The sequence below is a fragment of the Nitratireductor aquibiodomus NL21 = JCM 21793 genome, assembly GCF_000615975.1.
Taxonomy (GTDB): domain Bacteria; phylum Pseudomonadota; class Alphaproteobacteria; order Rhizobiales; family Rhizobiaceae; genus Nitratireductor; species Nitratireductor aquibiodomus.
The window spans coordinates 1-20,911 of record NZ_BAMP01000055.1; the positions used below are offsets into that span (position 1 = coordinate 1).

General features: G+C 61.4%; 17 protein-coding genes and 4 pseudogenes. 7 read left to right on the top strand and 14 right to left on the bottom strand.

What is annotated here, in order from left to right:
- Positions 1-186: 186 nt before the first annotated feature.
- From JCM21793_RS30410 to JCM21793_RS14790, 5 genes and pseudogenes are all read left to right on the top strand, one after another.
- Positions 187-900, top strand: a complete 714-nt coding sequence (locus tag JCM21793_RS30410; protein WP_244439778.1) for a hypothetical protein — start codon at positions 187-189, stop codon at positions 898-900.
- Entirely contained in the window at positions 828-1,910 is a 1,083-nt protein-coding gene (locus JCM21793_RS30415) for a sensor histidine kinase (protein WP_244439779.1), read from the top strand. The genes JCM21793_RS30410 and JCM21793_RS30415 overlap by 73 nt, the downstream gene beginning before the upstream one ends.
- 158 nt (positions 1,911-2,068) lie before the next feature.
- On the top strand, positions 2,069-2,338 hold the full coding sequence (gene rpsO, locus JCM21793_RS14780; protein WP_007010185.1) for a 30S ribosomal protein S15: 270 nt from the start codon (positions 2,069-2,071) through the stop codon (positions 2,336-2,338).
- A 310-nt stretch (positions 2,339-2,648) separates the two neighbouring features.
- Positions 2,649-4,800: pseudogene (gene pnp / locus JCM21793_RS26190) on the top strand (polyribonucleotide nucleotidyltransferase).
- 73 nt (positions 4,801-4,873) lie between these two features.
- Complete coding sequence (locus JCM21793_RS14790) at positions 4,874-5,887, top strand: class I SAM-dependent methyltransferase (RefSeq protein WP_025030867.1); 1,014 nt, start codon at positions 4,874-4,876, stop codon at positions 5,885-5,887.
- A 19-nt stretch (positions 5,888-5,906) separates the two neighbouring features.
- On the opposite strand, the gene fabI is transcribed toward JCM21793_RS14790, so the two are convergent.
- From fabI to fabA, 3 genes and pseudogenes are all read right to left on the bottom strand, one after another.
- A complete protein-coding gene (fabI, locus tag JCM21793_RS14795; RefSeq protein WP_007010187.1) occupies positions 5,907-6,725 on the bottom strand; it encodes an enoyl-ACP reductase FabI in 819 nt (272 codons plus the stop codon).
- Between the two features lie 11 nt (positions 6,726-6,736).
- Positions 6,737-7,956 (bottom strand): annotated as a pseudogene (gene fabB, locus JCM21793_RS26195) (beta-ketoacyl-ACP synthase I).
- Positions 7,957-8,005: 49 nt separating this feature from the next.
- Positions 8,006-8,518, bottom strand: a complete 513-nt coding sequence (fabA, locus tag JCM21793_RS14805) for a 3-hydroxyacyl-[acyl-carrier-protein] dehydratase FabA (RefSeq protein WP_007010189.1) — start codon at positions 8,516-8,518, stop codon at positions 8,006-8,008.
- Positions 8,519-8,769: 251 nt separating this feature from the next.
- On the opposite strand from fabA, the pseudogene irrA reads away from it, so the two are divergent.
- Positions 8,770-9,197, top strand: a pseudogene (irrA, locus tag JCM21793_RS26200) (iron response transcriptional regulator IrrA).
- A gap of 14 nt (positions 9,198-9,211) precedes the next feature.
- Here the strand turns inward: irrA and JCM21793_RS14815 are convergent.
- Positions 9,212-9,766, bottom strand: a complete 555-nt coding sequence (locus tag JCM21793_RS14815) for an SH3 domain-containing protein (protein ID WP_007010191.1) — start codon at positions 9,764-9,766, stop codon at positions 9,212-9,214.
- A gap of 163 nt (positions 9,767-9,929) precedes the next feature.
- Between JCM21793_RS14815 and JCM21793_RS14820 the strand changes: the two genes are divergently transcribed.
- Entirely contained in the window at positions 9,930-10,931 is a 1,002-nt protein-coding gene (locus tag JCM21793_RS14820) for a 2-hydroxyacid dehydrogenase (RefSeq protein WP_007010192.1), read from the top strand.
- 246 nt (positions 10,932-11,177) lie between these two features.
- Here the strand turns inward: JCM21793_RS14820 and JCM21793_RS31530 are convergent, their stop codons facing one another.
- The 10 genes and pseudogenes from JCM21793_RS31530 to JCM21793_RS14875 all read right to left on the bottom strand — a co-directional run bounded on the left by JCM21793_RS31530 (position 11,178) and on the right by JCM21793_RS14875 (position 20,902).
- Positions 11,178-11,360 (bottom strand): ThiF family adenylyltransferase, encoded by a 183-nt coding sequence (locus JCM21793_RS31530; RefSeq protein WP_370671654.1) that lies wholly within the window; start codon positions 11,358-11,360, stop codon positions 11,178-11,180.
- The gene (locus tag JCM21793_RS26205) at positions 11,321-11,953 is read right to left on the bottom strand and encodes a ThiF family adenylyltransferase (protein ID WP_370671655.1); all 633 of its coding nucleotides are present in this window, start codon (positions 11,951-11,953) and stop codon (positions 11,321-11,323) included. The genes JCM21793_RS31530 and JCM21793_RS26205 overlap by 40 nt, the downstream gene beginning before the upstream one ends.
- Positions 11,954-11,984: 31 nt before the next feature.
- The gene (gene recF / locus JCM21793_RS14830) at positions 11,985-13,154 is read right to left on the bottom strand and encodes a DNA replication/repair protein RecF (RefSeq protein WP_007010194.1); all 1,170 of its coding nucleotides are present in this window, start codon (positions 13,152-13,154) and stop codon (positions 11,985-11,987) included.
- Positions 13,155-13,177: 23 nt separating this feature from the next.
- Positions 13,178-14,294, bottom strand: a pseudogene (gene dnaN, locus JCM21793_RS26210) (DNA polymerase III subunit beta).
- 286 nt (positions 14,295-14,580) lie between these two features.
- Positions 14,581-16,017, bottom strand: a complete 1,437-nt coding sequence (gene dnaA, locus JCM21793_RS14840) for a chromosomal replication initiator protein DnaA (protein ID WP_040665473.1) — start codon at positions 16,015-16,017, stop codon at positions 14,581-14,583.
- A 973-nt stretch (positions 16,018-16,990) separates the two neighbouring features.
- Positions 16,991-17,257 carry a 30S ribosomal protein S20 gene (rpsT, locus tag JCM21793_RS14850; protein ID WP_007010565.1) on the bottom strand — a complete coding sequence of 89 codons (267 nt, stop codon included), beginning with the start codon at positions 17,255-17,257 and terminating at the stop codon, positions 16,991-16,993.
- A gap of 165 nt (positions 17,258-17,422) precedes the next feature.
- Positions 17,423-18,196, bottom strand: coding sequence for an enoyl-CoA hydratase (locus JCM21793_RS14855; protein WP_025030869.1), 774 nt, complete (start codon positions 18,194-18,196; stop codon positions 17,423-17,425).
- A gap of 317 nt (positions 18,197-18,513) precedes the next feature.
- Positions 18,514-19,407, bottom strand: a complete 894-nt coding sequence (gene mutM / locus JCM21793_RS14860) for a bifunctional DNA-formamidopyrimidine glycosylase/DNA-(apurinic or apyrimidinic site) lyase (RefSeq protein ID WP_025030870.1) — start codon at positions 19,405-19,407, stop codon at positions 18,514-18,516.
- 285 nt (positions 19,408-19,692) lie between these two features.
- A complete protein-coding gene (locus JCM21793_RS14870) occupies positions 19,693-20,322 on the bottom strand; it encodes a TadE/TadG family type IV pilus assembly protein (RefSeq protein ID WP_025030872.1) in 630 nt (209 codons plus the stop codon).
- Between the two features lie 31 nt (positions 20,323-20,353).
- Entirely contained in the window at positions 20,354-20,902 is a 549-nt protein-coding gene (locus JCM21793_RS14875) for a TadE/TadG family type IV pilus assembly protein (RefSeq protein WP_025030873.1), read from the bottom strand.
- Positions 20,903-20,911 lie beyond the last annotated feature (9 nt).

Genomic DNA, 20,911 nt, shown 5'->3' on the forward strand with positions numbered 1-20,911 from the left:
TCGGAGGCCTGGGCCAGCGCGCGTGGCCGTCTGGTGGCGCTTGGTGCGGTTGAGGCGGGCATGTTCAAGCCCAAGCGTGTTTTCGCCATGTAAAATACGTTGCCGGTTGATTTCATGTGATCAACGAGGCAACCCTCGGGCGTTTCGTGCATTATGTACCGAAACGATCATTGGGACGGGCATTGAATGCAGGCGAAAGACAGTGCGCCTTCGGAAACGTGGTCAGAGCGCATAAGGGCTTTCGCATCAGGCCCGAAACCCATCGGCTTTTTTCTGTTTTTGCTGATCGCGGTGACCATCATCCCCGCCATCGGCGTTTCGGTCGTTCTGCTTCAGCGCAACAACGAGGCGCAGCGCGAGGTCGTAAGCACGCTCGCCGAGGCTATGGCCGGCTCGATCGCCGAGGCCGTCGACCGCGAACTGAGCGGCATGTCGACCACGCTGCGCGTGCTTTCGACAACCCCCTCCCTTGCCAGTGGCGACCTGAAGGACTTTTACGACCGTGCGAGGCTGGCTCTTGCCGGCAGCGGCTCGTATCTGCGCGTGCTGGATGAAAACTACAGGCTGCTGATCAATACCGGCGTGCCCTTTGGTGAACCCCTGACGCCCCTAAATGAACCGGAGACGGCCCGGGCGGCGTTGAAGGGAGGGGTAACCATCACCTCGGGTGTGTTCTTTGGAAAACTGCACGGCAAGTGGAGCTTCAAGGTTGTGAAGCCGTACTTCCCCGAGAACGGCCCCCCACGCATCCTGGTGATGACACGAAACGCGGACACGCTTGTGGATGTGCTGTCTCAGCAGATGCTTCGCGGTGGCTGGAATGCTCGGTGGTCGACAAGAACAACATCGTGGTGGCCTCGTCTTTCATGTCCTCCGATGTCGGAAAGACGTTTTTTCTGAATTTGGACGGAACGGGCATTCAACATGAAGCCGAACCGGCGGAAGGGCGTGAGGGAGGCACCTACACGGCAATCGTCGGTGAATCAGGCGTCAGCGGGTGGAAGGCGGTGGTGTGGGCTTCGACCAAAACCATAGAAGAGCCGATGCGCCATTCGTTGCGTATGCTGCTGGCCGGAGGACTGCTCGTCATCGCCATCGGGGCGTTCGCGGCCTGGTTGCTTGGGCGACAGATAGCTGGTCCCGTGCGCCGGCTGGCGCGCGATGCGCGGCGGCTCGGCGCCGGCGAACCCGTTCATGCGATTGAGTATCCGATTGCGGAAGTGGCCACAGTATCCTCGGCCTTGGCAGAGGCTGCGCTTGATCGGGAGCAGGCGGAAAACGAAATCCGCCTTCTCATGCGTGAGGTTGCGCACCGTTCCAAGAACCAGTTGACCGTGGTGTCCTCCATGGCCAAGCAGACCGCGCGTAGTTCCCGCACATTCGCCGGATTTCAGGATGCTTTCCAGAAACGCCTGCACGGGCTGGCGCGCTCGACCGACCTTTTGATTGCGGGTGGCGCTGCCGGTGTGGAGCTGCGTGAATTGCTGGCGGCACAGGTCGACCCTTTCCGGCCCGATAGCGCCGAACGCCTGAAAATGACCGGTCCGAAATTCCGGCTCGCCAACCAGCCTGCGCAGACGGTCGGCCTCGCGGTCCATGAACTTGCAACCAATGCTTCCAAGTACGGCGCGTTTTCCACCAGCACCGGCAGGCTCGAAATTTCCTGGAAGGTCAAGGATGACATTCTCATCTTGACCTGGCGGGAGCATGTTTCGAAAGGGCGCCGCCGCAATGTGCGCCGCCGCGGGTTCGGAACGGAGATCATCGAGCGGATGGTCGGCGGCACGCTTGATGCCGAGATATCGCGTGTTTTTCATCGTGACGGGCTGGAATGCGTGTTCAGGATTCCGGTCGACAGGCTGGTGCCGGACTCGCTGCAAAATCCTTCCCCGACAGATGAAGTCGATTGAGGACAATGGCACTGTCAATGTTTGGGCTGGTAATCCTATGCGATTTCGCATATATGCCAGCCATCATTGCGCCTTGAATGCGCATTGTTACATGGCCCCGGCTGGACGACATCCCGGCTGAGGGCGTCCCTTTTCCCTAAATTTGAGAAAGGAAACCGATGTCGGTTACTGCAGAGCGTAAACAGGATTTGCTGAAAGAATTTGCCACCGCCCAGGGCGATACCGGTTCTCCGGAAGTCCAGGTCGCTATTCTGACCGAGCGGATCAAGAACCTCACCGAGCACTTCAAGGACCACAAGAAGGACAACCACTCCCGTCGTGGTCTCCTGAAGCTCGTCTCCCAGCGTCGCCGTCTTCTGGACTATCTGAAAAAGAAGGACGAAGGCCGCTACAAGACGCTGATCGAGAAGCTCGGACTGCGGCGCTAAGCTGATTTGGCCGGCGGATACCAACGGGTGTCCGCCGGTCTTATTTGGGTATGCGGTATATCGTGTGCCCGACGGCTCCGGCCAGGAGTGATTGTGACAGCGGTCTTGCCGCCGTCCCGCGCCTGAAAAGCCGGATAGCCGGGGCCCCAATGGACAGGTCATGGGGCAGGATTGCAGGATGCTTGCGGCCGCGACGGCCGGGAAACGAGCCTCCCGTTGTCTTGCCCGTGGCTCGTCCGAAAAACGAAGCGAGCCCGAAGGGAAAACGCCGCCAGATGCTGGCGCGCCCTTCGGCACAAAAGGACAAGATATGTTTAAAGACCACAAAGTTGAGATCGAATGGGGTGGGCGTCCGCTTACCCTTGAAACCGGCAAGATTGCCCGTCAGGCAGACGGCGCAGTGCTCGCCACCTATGGCGAGACCGTTGTTCTCGCAACCGTCGTTTCCGCGAAAGAGCCGAAGGCGGGCTTCGACTTCTTCCCGCTGACCGTCAACTACCAGGAAAAGACCTTTGCCGCCGGCAAAATCCCGGGCGGCTACTTCAAGCGCGAAGGCCGTCCGAGCGAGAAGGAGACGCTGGTCTCCCGTCTGATCGACCGTCCGATCCGCCCGCTCTTCGTCGATGGCTACAAGAACGACACCCAGGTCATCGCCACGGTGCTGCAGCACGATCTGGAGAACGATCCGGACATCGTCGCCATGGTTGCCGTTTCCGCCGCGCTCACCCTCTCCGGTGTTCCCTTCATGGGCCCCATCGGTGCCGCACGCGTTGGCTATGTCGGCGGTGAGTACATCCTCAACCCGCATGTCGACGAGATGGAAGAGACAAAGCTCGACCTCGTCGTCGCCGGTACAGGCGATGCCGTCCTGATGGTTGAATCGGAAGCCCAGCAGCTCCCCGAGGACGTCATGCTCGGCGCCGTCATGTTCGGCCACAAGGGCTTCCAGCCGGTCATCGACGCGATCATCAAGCTCGCTGAAGTTGCGGCCAAGGAACCCCGCGACTTCACGCCGCCGGACCTCTCCGAGCTCGAAGGCGAGATGCTCAAGATTGTCGAGAACGATCTGCGCGAAGCTTACAAGATCACCGACAAGCAGAAGCGTTACGACGCCGTTGACGCCGCCAAGGCGAAGGTGAAAGAGACGCTCCTGCCGGAAGGCGAAGAAGAGACCAAGTGGTCGGCCGAGCAGGTCAACACGGTCTTCAAGAGCCTGCAGGGCAAGATCGTTCGCTGGAACATCCTCGACACCGGCGGTCGCATCGACGGACGCGACCTCAAGACGGTCCGCCCGATCGTGGCCGAGGCAGGCCTTCTGCCCCGCACGCACGGTTCCGCGCTCTTCACCCGTGGTGAGACGCAGGCTCTCGTGGTCGCCACGCTGGGCACCGGCGAGGACGAGCAGTTCATTGACTCGCTCACCGGTACCTACAAGGAGGCCTTCCTTCTGCACTACAACTTCCCGCCCTACTCCGTGGGCGAGACGGGCCGCATGGGTTCGCCCGGCCGTCGTGAAATCGGCCATGGCAAGCTCGCATGGCGCGCCATCCACCCGATGCTGCCGGGCGCCGACCAGTTCCCCTACACGCTGCGCGTTGTCTCCGAAGTCACCGAGTCCAACGGTTCGTCCTCCATGGCGACCGTTTGCGGCACCTCTCTGGCCCTCATGGACGCCGGCGTACCGCTGGCAAAGCCGGTTGCAGGCATCGCCATGGGCCTGATCAAGGAAGACGAGCGCTTCGCCGTTCTCTCCGACATCCTGGGTGACGAAGATCACCTCGGCGACATGGACTTCAAGGTCGCCGGCACGGATGAGGGCATCACCTCGCTCCAGATGGACATCAAGATCGACGGCATCACCGAGGAGATCATGCAGATTGCCCTCGACCAGGCAAAGGACGGCCGTCTGCACATTCTCGGCGAGATGGCCAAGGCCCTTTCCGAGAGCCGTGGTGAGCTGGGCGAGTTGCTCCGCGCATCGAGGTCATGCAGATCCCGACCGACAAGATCCGCGACGTGATCGGTTCCGGCGGCAAGGTGATCCGCGAGATCGTCGAGAAGACCGGCGCCAAGATCAACATCGAGGACGACGGCACGGTGAAAATCGCTTCTTCCAACGCCAAGGAAATCGAGGCAGCGAAGAAGTGGATCCACTCCATCACGCAGAGCCGGAAGTGGGCGAGATCTACGAAGGCACGGTCGTCAAGACCGCCGACTTCGGCGCATTCGTGAACTTCTTCGGTCCGCGCGACGGTCTGGTGCACATCTCGCAGCTCGCGCAGGAGCGCGTTGGCAAGACCACCGACGTCGTCAAGGAAGGCGACAAGGTGTTCGTGAAGCTGATGGGCTTCGATGAGCGCGGCAAGGTGCGCCTCTCCATGAAGGTCGTCGACCAGGAGACGGGCAAGGAGATCGTGCAGGAAAAGAAGAAGAAGGAAGAGGCCGAGGACGCCGAAGGCTGATCCCGCTTCCCTTCTGACTGACAAGCGGGCGCGCGCTTCATGGCCGCGCCCGTTTTCGCATCCGGAACCCAAGATGAACGACACGCCGCTTGCCACCCTTCTGTTTCCATTCGAGCGCGGGCTGATCGATCCGCCGGGCGGGGGGGAGCGTGTGCTTTTCCTTGGCGCACCGGGAGCGCTTCATCTTCCAGCCGACTTCGCCGGAGACATGGCTGCCGTGCAGGGTTATCGGCCTGATTATCTTGCGCTCCAGCGGGCGGGCTTGTCCGTCACCCCCGAACCGGAAGGCGAGGGCTATGACCTTGCGCTCGTCCTGCTTGGCCGACACCGGCGTGAGAACGAGCAGCGTCTCGTTGAGGCGTTGAAACGAACCCGGCCCGGTGCCCGGATTGCAGCAGCCTGCGCCAAAAAGGACGGCGGTGGCAGTGTGCGCAGGCGCATGGTCGAGCTTCTCGACCTCGAAGATCATGCCTCCAAGCATCACGGCGTCGTTTTCTGGCTGCGTCGCCCGGATGCGATCGAAACGGTTTTGGCTGCGCTGGATGCACCGGAAAGTGTGGCAGACGGCTATATCACTGCAGCCGGTGGCTTCTCCGATGACGGCATCGATCCGGGCTCGGCGCTTCTCGTGGAGTGCCTGCCGGACAATCTGTCAGGCGCAGTTGCCGATTTCGCGGCCGGCTGGGGCTATCTTTCTGTAGCAGCTTCCGAGCGTGCACCGGGCGTGAAGAGTATCGATCTTTACGAGGCGCATCACGCCTCGCTGGAGGCGGCCCGGCGCAACATGGCGGCAAGAGCGCCGCAGATGCCGGCGCGCTTCTTCTGGCAGGACCTTCTGGGAGAGCCGGTGAACGAGCGCTATGACGTGATCCTGATGAACCCGCCATTCCATCGCAGCCGGGCTGCGGAGCCCGATATGGGCCACGCGATGATCGCGGCGGCGGCAAAGGCGCTCAAGCCGCGCGGGCGGCTTTTCCTTGTCGCCAACAGGCAGCTCCCCTATGAAGAGGGCCTCCAGAAGCATTTCGCGGCACAGGGTGAGCTGCGCCGCGATACGGTGTTCAAGGTTTTGTGGGCCCGCAAGTAGCGGGCCGATCTGATCCGGTTCAGTCGTCGCCGGTGGCGGCGCTGATGCGCTTCAGCTCTTCCATGGTGGGCATGGAAACGGTGTTGTAGCCGGAATCCACATAGTGGATTTCGCCCGTCACGCCGGACGAAAGATCGGAAAGCAGATAGAGCGCCGAGCCGCCGATCTCGTCGATCACCACGGTCCGCCTGAGCGGCGCGTTGCGCTGCTGGTAGGAGAACATATAGCGCGCGTCCGAGATGCCGGCGCCGGCCAGCGTGCGCACAGGACCGGCGGAGATCGCGTTGACGCGGATGTTGCGCGGGCCGTAATCGCTTGCCAGATACCGCACGCTCGCCTCAAGGCCGGCCTTGGCCACGCCCATCACGTTGTAATTGGGCATGACGCGTGTGGAGCCGGCATAGGTCAGCGTCAGCATCTGCCCGCCATTGTCCATCATCTCCGCCGCCTTGCGGGCGACTTCCGTGAAGGAGTAGCAGGAGATCACCATGGTGCGCACGAAGTTCTCACGCGTGGTGTTGGCGTAGAGGCCCTTCAGCTCGTTGCGGTCGGAAAAGCCGATCGCATGGACGATGAAGTCCAGCGAGCCCCATTCCTCTTTCAGCCCGTCGAACACGGCATTGATGGAGGCGCTGTCTTCCACATCGCAGGGGAAGAGCAGGTTCGAGTTCACCTTTTCGGCCAGCGGCTTCACGCGCCGGCCAAACGCATCGCCCTGATAGGTGAACGCCAGCTCCGCGCCCTGCTCGGCCAGCTTCCTGGCGATGCCCCAGGCAATCGAGTGATCGTTGGCGACCCCCATGATGAGGCCGCGCTTCCCTTTCATCAAACCGTCCATGGACCCTTATCTCAACCTGCGTAACGCTGGAAAACAAGCGTGGCGTTGGTGCCGCCGAACCCGAACGAGTTCGACAGGACTGTATCGATCTTGGCGTTGTCGATGCGTTTGCGCACGATCGGCGCACCCTCGAATTCGGGGTCGAGTTCGGTGATGTGTGCGCTCTCGCCGATAAAGCCGGCCTGCATCATCAGGATCGAGTAGATCGATTCCTGCGCACCCGCGCCACCGAGCGAGTGGCCCGTCAGCGACTTGGTTGACGCAATGTGCGGCATCTTATCGCCGAACGCTTGGCGGATGGCGTCGATCTCGCGGGAATCGCCCACCGGCGTCGCAGTGCCATGCGTGTTGACGTAGTCGACATCGCCGGTCACCGTGGAGAGCGCCTGCTTCATGCAGCGCACCGCGCCTTCACCCGAAGGCGCAACCATGTCGAAACCGTCGGAGGTTGCGCCATAGCCGGTCAGCTCGGCATAGATCTTCGCGCCGCGCGCTTGGCGTGCTCCAGTTCTTCCAGAACCAGAACGCCAGCGCCGCCGGCGATGACGAAGCCGTCACGTGTCGCGTCATAGGCGCGCGAAGCGGTGGCCGGCGTGTCGTTGTGCTTGGAAGACATCGCGCCCATGGCGTCGAAGAGGTTTGACATGGTCCAGTCGAGATCCTCATGGCCGCCGGCGAACATGATGTCCTGCTTGCCCCACTGGATCAATTCAGCCGCATTGCCGATACAGTGCGCGGAGGTCGAGCAGGCCGACGAGATCGAGTAGTTCACACCATGGATTTTGAACCAGGTGGCAAGCGTCGCCGAAGCCGTGGAAGACATGGCCTTGGGCACTGCGAACGGCCCGATGCGCTTGGGCGAGCCCTTTTCTATGGTCGTCTGCGCGGCTTCAAAGATGGTGCGGGTGGACGGACCGCCCGAACCCATGATGATGCCGGTGCGCTCGTTGGTGATGTCACCTTCCTCGAGGCCCGAGTCGGCAATCGCCTGCTCCATGGCCACATGGTTCCACGCACCGCCCTTCGAGAGGAAGCGCATGGCGCGACGGTCGACGACCTCGGCCGGGTCGAGCGTCGGTGCGCCCCATACCTGACAACGGAAGCCGTGCTCGGCAAAATCTTCCGAGAACGAAATGCCCGATTTCGCATCGTGCAGCGAGGCGGTTACCTCGTCTGCGTTGTTGCCAATCGAGGAAACGATGCCGAGGCCGGTAACGACGACGCGTCTCATGATACTCTCCTTGGGCCGCTGCACACGGCCGCCAGTCAATGGTTGAAACTCAGGCTTCCTGCTTGGCCAGCCCGACACGAAGATCCGTGGCGGTGTAAATCTGCTCGCCGTCAGCCTTCAGCCATCCATCGGCGGTGCCGAGAACCAGGCGGCCCTTCATGACACGCTTGAAGTCGACGCCGTATTCGACGAGCTTTGTCTCCGGCGTAACCATGCCCTTGAATTTCACTTCGCCGGTCGAAAGGGCCATGCCCTTGCCCGGCAGGCCGAGCCAGCCGAGATAGAAACCGGTGAGCTGCCAGAGCGCATCGAGGCCAAGGCAGCCCGGCATGATCGGGTTACCGGGAAAATGGCACGGGAAGAACCAGTGGTCAGGCTTGATGTCGAATTCGGCACGGACATAGCCCTTGCCGAACTCCCCGCCTTCCTCCTGAATGTCGGTGATGCGATCGAACATCAGCATGGGCGGAGCCGGCAATTGCGCATTGCCGGGACCGAAAAGGTCGCCCTGCGCGCAGGCCAGAAGGTCTTCGTAATCGTAGCTGTTTTTCGTTTGCGCCATCAATAGCCATCCCGTCGGTGGTCCCGGTCGCGCCGGAACCGTTCTTTTCGTTGTCCGAACTCCCTATCACAGCTTGTTTCTCGCTGGAAACCGCCGTTGTGGGAATTTGCCATGCCGCGTGTGGCTGCCCCCGGAAAACTGCCGCTATTGATCGTGTTGAATGGAGCGAATATATGTCAGGAAGGAATAACTGCAGCGAGAGCCTCGGGATGGGTCGAAGGTTCGGATAACAGGAAAGACGGGCGGTTTCATTGTCGATCTCGAATGAAGGCCAGAAGATTTCGCTCGAAGAGCGTTTGAGGAGTGCGGGCCTGCGCCCCACGCGCCAGCGTGTCGCGCTCGCAGATCTCCTGTTCGCCGCCGGTGATCGTCACGTTTCTGCTGAAGCGCTGCATGAAGAAGCTCAGAATGCAGCTTCTCCGTTTCGCTGGCCACTGTCTACAACACGCTGCATCAGTTCACGGATGCCGGCATGCTGCGCATCGTCCAGGTGGAGGGTGCCCGCACCTATTTCGACACCAATGTGTCGGATCACCATCATTTCTTCTTCGAAGAAGATGAGAAGGTTTTCGACATCCCCTCAGGTGGCGTCGAGGTCCGAAACCTTCCGGAGCCGCCGGAAGGAACGGAAATCGCCAATGTCGATATCGTTGTCAGGCTGCGCCGCAAGCGCCACTGAAGCGCGCTTCACCGTCAGTCTTTTACGCTCTCTCCCGGATAGGCTCCCCAGATCAGTGACTGGTTCACCCAGCCCGAATGGCCGGCGAAGTCCATTTCGCACCAGTCGCCATTGCATGCCTTGATCGAGCCGATGGCGCCGGGTTCGACGCGGGCGACGAGCCGCGCATCGTCGCGCGGGTCGGCCCTGAGGTCGATATCGGCCTCCTTGCCCTTGAACCATGGCGCGGCGATACCGGTACGGCGTCCCGAAAGAAGCGCCTGATTGATCCAGCCTTCCGCTCCCTCGGCATCGCGCACGCGCCGCCAGTTGTCATATTCCTGGATGATCTCCATCGGCAGACCGGATTTCAGATACATCCAGTTCACTGCGTAGTTGAGTCCCGGGCCGATGCGCATGTTCACGCGGCTTGATTTGAGACTGACGAAACGTGGCAGGGGGAGACCGCTTGGCCCGACCTTTACGTTCTGTTCGGTGTTTGCCTGCGCCTGCGTCGTCATGGGTGTCGCAACCAGAACGGCGACGGCGAGGGCTGCAAACATTGAACGGAATGGCGCGTTGGCCGGCATTACAAACTCCCGGTAACCCTTGTTCTGGCGGAACGAGCGCTTCCACCCTTTTTCTTTGTCTTGGCGCCCCCTGCTTGATAGACAGAAGACAACCCGGCTCGGCATTGCAGTGTCGTGCATCTTGGTTAAAGAGGTATCAACAGGGCGTTATTTTGGAGACCGTATGACCGTCAGGAAGAAGCCTCTCGTCGTCATCACCCGCAAGCTGCCGGACCAGGTCGAAACGCGCATGCGCGAGCTGTTCGACGCGCGCCTCAATCTCGACGACAAGCGCATGACGCAGCCCGAGCTCGTGGCTGCGGTCAAGGAAGCTGACGTTCTTGTTCCCACGATCACGGATCGAATCGATGCCGCGCTCATTGCCCAGGCCGGCGAGCGTCTGAAGCTCATCGCCAATTTCGGCAATGGCGTCGACAATATCGACGTCGCAGCAGCGGCCAGGAAAGGCATCACTGTCACCAACACGCCCAACGTGCTCAACGAAGACACCGCCGACATGACCATGGCGCTCATGCTCGCAGTGCCGCGCCGTCTGACGGAAGGTGCGGAGCTTTTGCGCAGCGGTGGCGAGTGGGGCGGATGGTCGCCCACATGGATGCTGGGGCACCGCATCTGGGGCAAGCGCCTCGGCATTGTCGGCATGGGCCGCGTGGGCACGGCCGTCGCGCGCCGCGCCAAGGCCTTTGGCCTGTCGATCCACTATCACAACCGCCAGCGTGTTTTGCCGGCCATCGAGGACGAACTGGAGGCAACCTACTGGGACAGCCTCGACCAGATGCTCGCCCGCATGGACATCATCTCCGTCAATTGCCCGTCGACGCCGGCCACTTTCCATCTACTGTCTGCGCGGCGGCTCGAGCTCATGCAACCCCGCGCCTATGTCGTGAACACAGCTCGCGGTGATGTGGTGGATGAGGATGCGCTGATCCGCCTCATCGAGGAAGGCAAGCTTGCGGGTGCGGGGCTCGACGTGTTCGAGCACGAGCCCTCCGTCAATCCAAAACTCCTGAAACTCGCTCAGAAAAACAAGATCGTCATTCTGCCGCATATGGGATCGGCCACCATCGAGGGCCGCATCGACATGGGCGAGAAGGTGATCATCAACATCCGCACCCTCTTCGACGGCCACCGTCCGCCGGACCGCGTCCTGCCCAGGAACGTCTGATCGCTTTGCGCATGCGATCTCGTGGCAGTGGCGTTGTGCGTGGTTCGGCAAGCTCACCATGAGGGATGGCAATGGGCTGCATGGAGGGACAATGTCGCTGCCAAGGCGCGCCATCAGCGCCTCTGAAGAACGGTTTTCTGCCAGACACAACTACCCCTCATGGTGAGCTTGTCGAACCACGCACACCGTCAATGCAACAGGTCACGGAGCGAGCAAAGCCCGTTCCCACCCGCAGGAAAAACGCCCTCAGCCGGTGCGCCGCCGGTATTTAACGGTTTCAAAACGGGCCGCCAGCGCATCGTAAAGCAGCAGGCGACCGGTGAGCGGTTCACCGATACCCGTCACCAGCTTCACGACCTCCATGGCCTCCAGCGTGCCCATCACGCCGGTCAGAGCGCCGACAATGCCGGCTTCCGCGCAGCTGGGCACAAGCCCCGCCGGCGGCGGCTCGGGAAAGAGGTCACGATAGCCCGGCATGAGATTGCATCGGCATCGCGTTCGAACGGTTTGAGCACGGTGAGCGATCCGTCGAAGCGCCCGACAGCTGCCGTCACGAGCGGCCGTTCCACCGCCTCACAGGTGTCGGCCAGCAGGTAGCGGGTGTCGAAATTGTCCGATCCGTCCACCACCATGTCGTAGGTGGCGATGATCCCGGCAGCGTTCTCCGCATCAAGCCGGATAGGATGCGTCTCGACCGTCACATGCGGGTTGATGCGGGCAATGCTTGCCCTGGCGCTCTCGACCTTCTCCATGCCGACACTGTCCGTGTCATGGATAACCTGTCTCTGCAGGTTGGAGAGCGAAACCGTGTCGTCGTCAATCACGCCCAGCGTGCCGATGCCGGCGGCCGCAAGGTAACAAAGCACCGGCGCGCCGAGCCCCCCGGCGCCGATCACCAGAACACGCGCCTTCTTCAGTTTTTGCTGCCCGGCTCCACCGATTTCCGGCAGAACGATATGGCGGGCATAGCGCTCCAGCTCGGTGTCGGAAAGTGCGGCGGGGAATGTCGTTGTCTCGGCCATGGGGCGATCTTATCCAGCGGGAGGAAGCGTGTCAGCGTTGTTCGTGGATCGCGCCGGCAGATACGGATAAAAACTGCGCGCGGCCTTCGATGGCCGAGAACAGGCTCGCCTCCGTACCGGTCATGAAGGCCTGACAATTCAGCTCTTCAAGGATCGAAAAGAGCGCTGCCCGCCGATCCGGGTCGAAATGCGCGGAAATCTCGTCCAGAAGCAGGATCGGCGCGGTTCCCGAAAGCTCGCCCGTCAACCGGGCATGCGCGAGGATCAGGCCCACCAGAAGCGCCTTCTGCTCACCGGTGGAGCAGCGGGCCGCCGGCATGTCCTTGGGCACGTGGCGCACGAGAAGATCGCTGCGATGCGGACCTTCCAGCGTTCGCCCCGCGGCGCGGTCACGCGGCCGCTGGTCGCACAGAACGGCGCGGAATTTCTCCTCCACGTCGACGGCGGCGTGCTGTCCGATCGCTTGGTCGATGGTGCCCTCCAGCGCAATCCCGGCGGTGGGAAACGGACCATCTTCGGGCAGACGCTCGTTCATCGCGGCGAGCAGGCGCACCATCTCGGCACGCGCGGCGGCAATCGCCACGCCGGTTTCGGCCATCTGCGTTTCTATGGCGTCGAACCAGCCGCCATCGCGCGAGTCTTCCGCAAGCAGCCGGTTGCGCGCGCGCATCGCCTTCTCATAGTCGAGGGCGCGTCGGCCGTGCGCCGGGTCGATGGCGAGAACGAGCCGGTCGAGGAAGCGCCTGCGGTCGCTGGCAGAACCGGTGAAGAGCGCATCCATGGCCGGTGTCAGCCACAGGACGCGCACCCACTCGAGCATGGCGTCGGCTGTCCGTGCGTTCTCGCCGTTGATGCGCAGGCGGCGTCCACCCGTTTCCGCTCCCGGCTGCAGGCCGGCAGTGCCGGTTCCGATCTCGCATTCGCCGAACGGGCCTTCGAGCTTCGCATGGATGGCAAAGCCCGTTCCGGCACCTTCGCGCGCGACATCGTCAAGCGTGGCGCGGCGCAGGCCGCGACCCGGGGAGAGAAAGGAAACGGCCTCGAGCAGGTTCGTCTTGCCTGCGCCGTTTTCGCCGGTCAAAACCACCGCCCCCGGCGAAAGATCGAGCGCCAGGGCATGATAATTTCGAAAGTCGGTAAGGCTCAGCCTGGTAGCGTGAACCTGGGCTACGGCCTGCCTGCCGGATGTCTGGTCGACCAAGGGGGAGCCAATGCCGGCGCGCTCTAGACGCGCATCGGCATCAGAACGTAGAGCGTGCTTTCGTCGCCTTCGTCCTGCACGAGCGTGGGTGAGCCTGCATCAGCCAGGAGGAAGCGCGCTTCACTGCCCGAGAGCTGCGCCGCCACGTCCAGAAGGTAGCGGGCGTTGAAGCCGATCTCGATCGGGTCTGCCTCGTAGTCGGCGGCAAGCTCTTCGGTTGCCGAGCCCGAGTCCGGGTTGTTCACCGTCAGTGTCACCTGTCCTTCGGCAATGCTGAGCTTCACCGCCCGTCCGCGTTCCGAGGAGATCGTCGACACGCGGTCGACGGCCGAGGCGAAGGTCTGACGGTCGATCACCAGTTTCTTGTCATTGCCGGTCGGAATGACGCGCTGATAGTCGGGGAAAGTCCCGTCGATCAGTTTCGAGGTGAGAATGACGCTGCCGATGGTGAAGCGGATCTTTGTGTCCGAGAGCTCGACCGTAACAGCCACATCCGGATCGTCGACCAGTTTCTGTAGTTCACCGACCGTCTTGCGCGGGATGATGATGCCGGGCATGCCTTCAGAGCCCGCCGGCGCTTCCATCTCGGCGCGTGCGAGACGGTGGCCGTCGGTCGCCACCGAGCGCAGCTTCAGCCCGCCATCGGCCTCGATCGTGTGCAGGAAGATACCGTTCAGATAGTAACGTGTCTCCTCGGTGGAGATGGCGAACTGGGTCTTCTCGATCAGCTTTCAGATCGGCCGAATCGAGCCGGAAGATATGGGAGAAATTGCCGGCCGAGAGCTCGGGAAAATCGGACTGCGGCAGGCACTGGAGACGGAAGCTCGAGCGCCCGGCCACCACGGACATGGCGTTGCCGTCCTCATCGGTCTTCAGCATCACCTCCGCACCGTCGGGCAGCTTGCGCACGATGTCGTAGAGCAGATGCGCCGGAACGGTCGTTGCGCCGGCCTGCTCGATGGTCGCGCCCGCAGCCTCGGTCACTTCCAGGTCGAGGTCGGTCGCCTTCATTTGCAGGCTTGCGCCATCCGCGCTGAGAAGCACGTTGGAGAGAATCGGAATGGTGTTGCGGCGTTCCACCACGCGGTGAACATGGTTCAGTGACTTCAGGAGGGTGGAGCGTTCGAGAATAACACGCATGACCAATCAATCTCACTTGAATGAAGAATAGCCCTGCAAACATGGCGCATGTTCAGGACAGCCGTGAACAGGCTTCGATTTCCGTCAAAATGACAGGAAATCGACAAGAAACGCAAGCCTTTCACGGCGTTACGCCCCGGTTCCTTCCGGTTTTTGGGGAAAACGCACTGCCCGCAGGGAGGCAGGAGCGCGGAAGATAAGAAAAGACCGGCGGGCGCGCCGCCGGTCTGTCAAAATCGCTTCGGGTGCCGTCTTGCCGTCACGGGCTCCGGCGGCCCCGCCAGCCTCAGGCCTGATCGCTGATCAGGCGCTTCAGAAGCTCGATCTCCTGCGCGAGCTGCCTGTCGCCGTCGGTCAGGCCCTCGATCTTGCGGACCGCGTGCAGCACCGTCGTGTGATCGCGTCCGCCGAAACGACGGCCGATTTCCGGCAGGGAGCGCGGCGTCATGACCTTGGAAAGATACATGGCCACCTGGCGCGGCTTGACGATGGTGCGTGTGCGGCGGTTCGAAAGCAGCTCCGTCTTGGACACGTTGTAATGCCGCGCGACAATGCGCTGGATGTCCTCGATGCGCACGCGTTTCGGTTCGCCGGCGCGGCAGACATGGCCGAGGATTTCGTCGATCCTGTCGATGGTGATCTGCGGCTCGAAGGAGTGGCGGAACAGAAGCTGGTTGAAAGCGCCTTCCAGTTCGCGGCCGCTGCCGGTGACCGAGCGCGCCACATGCACCAGAATTTCTTCTGGGATGTCGAGCGAACCGTCTTCGGCCTGCGCGCTCGCCAGACGCTGCTTCAGGATCGAGAGCCGCATGGCGAAATCCGGAGCGCCGATCTCGAGAGAGACGCCGCCATTGAGGCGCGACTTTACGCGCGGCTCGAGCGATTCCAGCTCTGAGGGCGGGCGGTCGGCCGCCACCACCACCTGGCGCGCACTGTCGAGCAGCATGTTGAGCAGGTGGCAGAACTCGTTCTGGATGGATTTGCCCTGCAGAAACTGCATGTCGTCAATGATCAGGAGGTCGATGTCGCGCAACTGCTCTTTCAGGGTCAGGGCATTGTTGTCGCGGATCGCGGTGGCGAAACGCCACATGAAATACTCCGCCGTCAGATAGACGACACGGGCCTGCGGCTTGCGGCGCAGCGACTCGGCTGCAATCGCCTGCAGCATATGCGTCTTTCCGAGCCCCACTGAGGCATGAAGAAAGAGCGGGTTGAAGCGGATCGCATTGGAGTCCGATTCGGCCACGGTGCGCGCAGCGGCACAGGCGACGCGGTTGGAGGCGCCCTCGATCAGGGAATCGAATGTGTACCGGCTGTCGAGCGGCGAGCCCAGAATGTTCGAACGCCCGTCGGCCTCGGGCAATTTCGCCGGATTGGCGCGTGCGGACGGTGCTCCGGCCAGCGTGCCGGAGGCAAGGGCCGTCTGCGGACGGCTCGCAGCCTTGCGCGCGGCTGCCGGCTTGTTTTCCTGCGTTGCCCGCACATTGCGCGTGGCAGTCCGCACCACAATCTCCACCTTGAGAGTGTCGGGTGCTTCCTGCTTCCACAATTCGGTGATGAGGTCGAGATAGTGACCATTGATCCAGGAGCGCAGAAAAGCCGTGGGCACAGAGATCCGCACGCAGCCCTTCGAGGCTTCCATCAGCTTCATGCGACCGAACCAGCTGGAATAAACTTCGCTTCCCAGGCGTGCACGGAGCTGCGTTTTTACGCGCTCGAAAATCGCCTCGGACGGTCCCGCCTTGCTGTCGCTCTTACCTGCTTCTGTTGTCTCCTTGCCCTCCTGCTGAGACATCTGCTCCTGAAAAGAAAATCCCCCCGTCGTTTCCCTTTCCGCGCCGCTTTGCATTCCTCGTGTCCCTGTCGTTTTGAGTGGTGTTTTTAACGGCCGGGTCCTTGCCACAAGGCTGTCTGCCCCTGCCCGGTCCGTTCTTTTTATGATGATCGTAGGTCCGCCTGGTCTCTGACCCCAAAACTCTCCTTGGCTCTCTACAGCGGCATGGCCGCCGTTGAAACAGATTTATGCAATCACCGGTTGATTTTCTGTGCCGGCGGTCATGCAGCTCGTGCTCGTCTGGTCTCGACGCGAATGCGTCTCCATTGGGTCCCCGACAAACGAGCTGGCGAGGCTTGTTTCGAGAGCGCGCAAAAACCCCACGCGGAAGAAAAAACCGCGTCGCAATGGGTGCCGATTTGGGCTTAAGTCATCGGGCTTTTTTCTGCCCTCTCGATGGCCTGACATTACCGAAATCCTTGTGGAAAGGGCAAGGGCGGGGCTGCCGCTTTTTTCTCGAATCTGGTCTTGTGCGGAGCGCAAAAATCGGCATCGCCCAAGGGGCAGATGGATAAGCCTTTTGGATTCAAAAGCCTTTTCCAAATGCGCGCGCTTCACGCGCGCTGCGAAAAAAAATCTTAAAAAAGAGCTTGACATTTCAGCGTTGATTTTCCGCTGAGCGTGACATGGGTAACCTGTGGATAAACTTTCACAACCCTATGAAATAAAAGGCGAATATCGGTTTGGCCGAAATTTAACGGGATGCTTATGTGACGAAAATAATACGATTCTCAAACACTTAGGGTCACAAACGCAAAAGGCTGGCCTGTGACAACACAGGGTTGTCGCAGGCCAGCCTTTTGAGAGGCAAAGAAAAACCCGGCTGGAAAGCCGGGTTCATCTCTAAGTCTGCTAAAAAGCGTCAGGCGCCGAGCGCCTTCACGCGCTGCGCAAGGCGAGAGACCTTCCGCGACGCCGTGTTGCGATGCAGGACACCCTTGCCCGCGGCGCGCATCAGCTCTGGCTGAGCAGCCTTGAATGCGCTTTCCGCTGCTGCCTTGTCGCCGGTGGCCAGTGCTTCTTCGACCTTGCGAACGAAGCTGCGCACACGCGAGCGACGGTTCTTGTTAACCGCAGTACGGCGAGCAATCTTGCGCACCGCCTTCTTGGCCGAAGTCGTGTTGGCCATGTGTCCTCTCTATGTCTCTACAAATCCTGCCGCGATCAGTGTCACGCGGGCGCAAAACAAAAAGGGCAGCCGCAGGGCCACCACAGTCGTGGCGGCTTATAGTGGAGCTTTCGGGCAACGTCAACGCCTATTGGCGCCTATCCCTCCTGATCGCACCTCACGCGATCAGCGATTTTTGAAGTTGGCGGACCGCTTCTCGGTAAATGCGGCCATGCCCTCCTTCTGATCGTCCAGAGCGAACATCGCATGAAACACACGGCGCTCGAAACGCAGGCCTTCGGCAAGGGTGGTTTCGTAGGAGCGGTTGACCGCCTCCTTGGTCATCATCACCGCCGGCAGGGAGAAGCCGGCAATGGTATCGGCCGCCTTCAGGGCTTCCTCGATAAGCTCACCGGGTGGCACGACGCGCGATACCAGGCCGGAGCGTTCGGCTTCCCCGGCGTCCATGAAGCGGCCCGTCAGGCACATGTCCATGGCTTTTGACTTACCGACGAAACGGGTCAGTCGCTGCGAGCCGCCCATGCCCGGCATGACACCGAGCGTGATCTCGGGCTGGCCGAATTTCGCATTCTCGGCGGCGATGATGAAATCGCACATCATGGCCAGTTCGCAGCCGCCGCCCAGCGCATAGCCTGCCACGGCGGCGATGATCGGCTTGCGCACGCGGGTCAGCCCGTCCCAGCCCGCGAAGAGGTCTTCCATATAGGCGTCCACATAGGACTTGGATGCCATCTCCTTGATGTCGGCTCCGGCGGCGAACGCCTTCTCCGATCCGGTGATGACGATGGCGCCGATCCGTGGGTTCTCGTCGAACGCCTCCAGCGCCCCTACCACTTCCTCGAGCACCTGGGAGTTCAGTGCGTTGAGCGCCTTGGGGCGGTTCAGAGTGATCAGCCCGACGCGCTCCCGCGTCTCCACCAGGATCGTCTCATAAGCCATGGTCTGGTTTCCTCTCCGTTATATGTGAATTGCCAGGGTAAGGTTCTGACCCAAGGGTCAGGACCTGTTAATATGGTCGCAATGGTCGGCCTGATTTGTGCGGATACGCGAAGCAGGACCGCAGGAAGACTTCACGTCTTTCAAGGTCTTGCGACAAAGTAGGCCGTGCAAATCAGGCCGATCCGAAAGACGCTCGATAGACCGGCGACCTGCTGCGTCAAACCCCTTGACCGGGGGAAGGACCCCGCTCTGCGGGCTTTTCCTTGCATCTCTTGGTCTATTGAACGCCATTGTGATCATATTAATAGGTTCTGACCCTAGCGCTGGCAGTTCGGACAATAAAAGGTCGACCGCCCGCCCTGCACGATGCGGCGAACGGTGCCGTTGCATTCGTCATGAGCGCATGCGTGTCCCTCGCGGCCATACACCTTGAAGGCGTGCTGGAAGTAGCCAAGCGATCCATCCGCCTTTACATAGTCCCGCAGGGATGAGCCGCCGGCTGCGATTGCTTCTGCGATGACGGCGCGGATCGACGTCGCCAGACGCTCGCATCGCTCCGAGGTTCCGCGTCTGGCGACGATTGTATCGGCGCTGCGCTTCGGCGAAAGCCGTGCGCGCCACAATGCTTCGCAGACATAGATGTTACCGAGACCCGCGATCACCCTCTGGTCGAGCAATGCGGCTTTCAGCGGTGTGCGCTTCCCGCGCAGGCGCTCGGCAAGCAGTGCTCCGTCCAGTGCGTTTCCGGTCGGCTCGATGCCAAGCGTCGCCAGCAGGGGGTGGCTGTCCAGCGGGCCTTCATCGTGCAGAAGCATGAAGCCGAACCGGCGCGGGTCGTTATAGACCACTCGAAGGGTCCGCCCGTCGCCCGAAGTCAGGTGAAACACAGCGTGGTCGTGTTTCTCCGCCTTGGATCGCGGATGGTGGAACGCGCCAGGTGCCTGTTGCTCCTCGTCGTCCTGGTCGATGCGGAATGAGCCCGACATACCGAGGTGGCAGAGCACCACGTCTGAGGTCTCAAGATGGATCAGCAGATACTTCGCCCGCCGCCCGAGCGCGATGATTTCCTGCCCCCGGAGCCGCTCGGCGAACCCCCTGGGAAAAGGAAACCGCAGATCCGGGCGCCGCAATTCGACGGAATCGATATGCGCCCCTTCCATGATCGGCTGGAGTCCACGACGGACGGTTTCGACCTCCGGCAGTTCAGGCATGTCTGGAAAGCTCACTCGGAATGGATTGACCGTGGCTGCCGGGCGGCAAACCCCGATATGCGGGGAGCCGGAATGCCATTCCAGCCGCGGCGCATGCCTCGGGCATCTGCCCGCGCGCGCCCGCACCGGGACCGTTTAGCGATCCGGTTTCGGCAGCGTGTTCGACGCCGAAGAAAGCCAGACCGAAAAGGAATGCGCACGCCATATCCGCTCACTGTCGCTGCCCTGCCGTCAAAGACATAGAAGGGCAGCGGAGTCTTTGCAATCGCGCGGCGCCGTGTTCTGTCAGCAATCGTCGCAGGGGATGGTGCTGCTCATGCGCGGGCGCAGGTGGAAGCGTTCGCTCATCTGAAGATTGTCGAGACCCGCCATCGCCGTCAGGCCGGCAGATTTCGCGCCATCCTTCGACCATGTGAGGATGGGCTTATAGCCAAGCGAGACAGTTGCACGGATATAAAAGGCTCCCTTGATCTTCAGTTCGGGGGGAAGGGTCGTGGTGCTGCCTTCTTTAAGACCGGCTGAGGCGGTTCCGTTCTTTAGTTCACGCGACCAGACCACCTGGACCTTCGGATTCCTTTCATCGGTCACCTGGATCGCCGTCAGCGTCAGGGTCGGTGTGGAGCGATTGTAGGGCTTCATGATGGCGCCGCCGATCTTCATGATGGCGTCGATTTCACCGGCCGTGATCGAAGGCTGCTGGGCGATCAGGTCGCCCGCCATGTTCGCCGCGCGGCTGACCTTCTTGTTCACATCGATCGCCTGGCCGAATTCCAGTGTCAGGAAATACATCGCGAACAGGATGGGCGCGATGATCGCAAACTCGATGGCTGCCACGCCACGCCTGTTGCGGGCGAAATCGCCCAGGGTTGATAAGATGCCCGTCTTTGCGGGTTTCGCATTGTCGTTGAACGTCATTGCCTGGTCCCCCACGACCCGTTGCCAACAGTTAGAATGGTTCGTTCTGCCAGGTATTCGTCGAGAAAAGCAGAAGCTTGCCGTCCGGAAGCCGATCCGCCAGCATGTTCGTCACCACCGGCCAACGGTAGTACACGCGCAGCATGTTCTTCGTGAGTGCCGGCCCGAGTTCGGTCTTGGTGTCGATGCTTCCGTCGTCATTGAAGCCGAGGTTTGACTTGGCGGCATCATCGAACGTGTCGAACTGCCGAAGATCCACTTCCAGCCCGGGGCAGGTCTCGGACATCAGTATGGACATTCGGCCACACAAAAGGTCGCGCAGCTTGGCTTCACTTACTTCGCTGCTGCGAACCTGCCCGGTACGGAACAGTCGCGCGACGTCATCCGTCGCGTTGGCCAGAAGCTGTTGTGCTGCAAAGCCGATGCAGGCTTCCAGAATCACAAAGATCAGAAAGAAGAACGGGAGGCCGAGAAAGGCGACCTCGATGGCCGCCACGCCTTCCTCATTCTTGATGAAACGGCCGAGCAGGCGGCGCTGAAATGGCGCGCGACGCGCTTTGCCTTTTGTTTGATGGCCCATAGCCAGCCC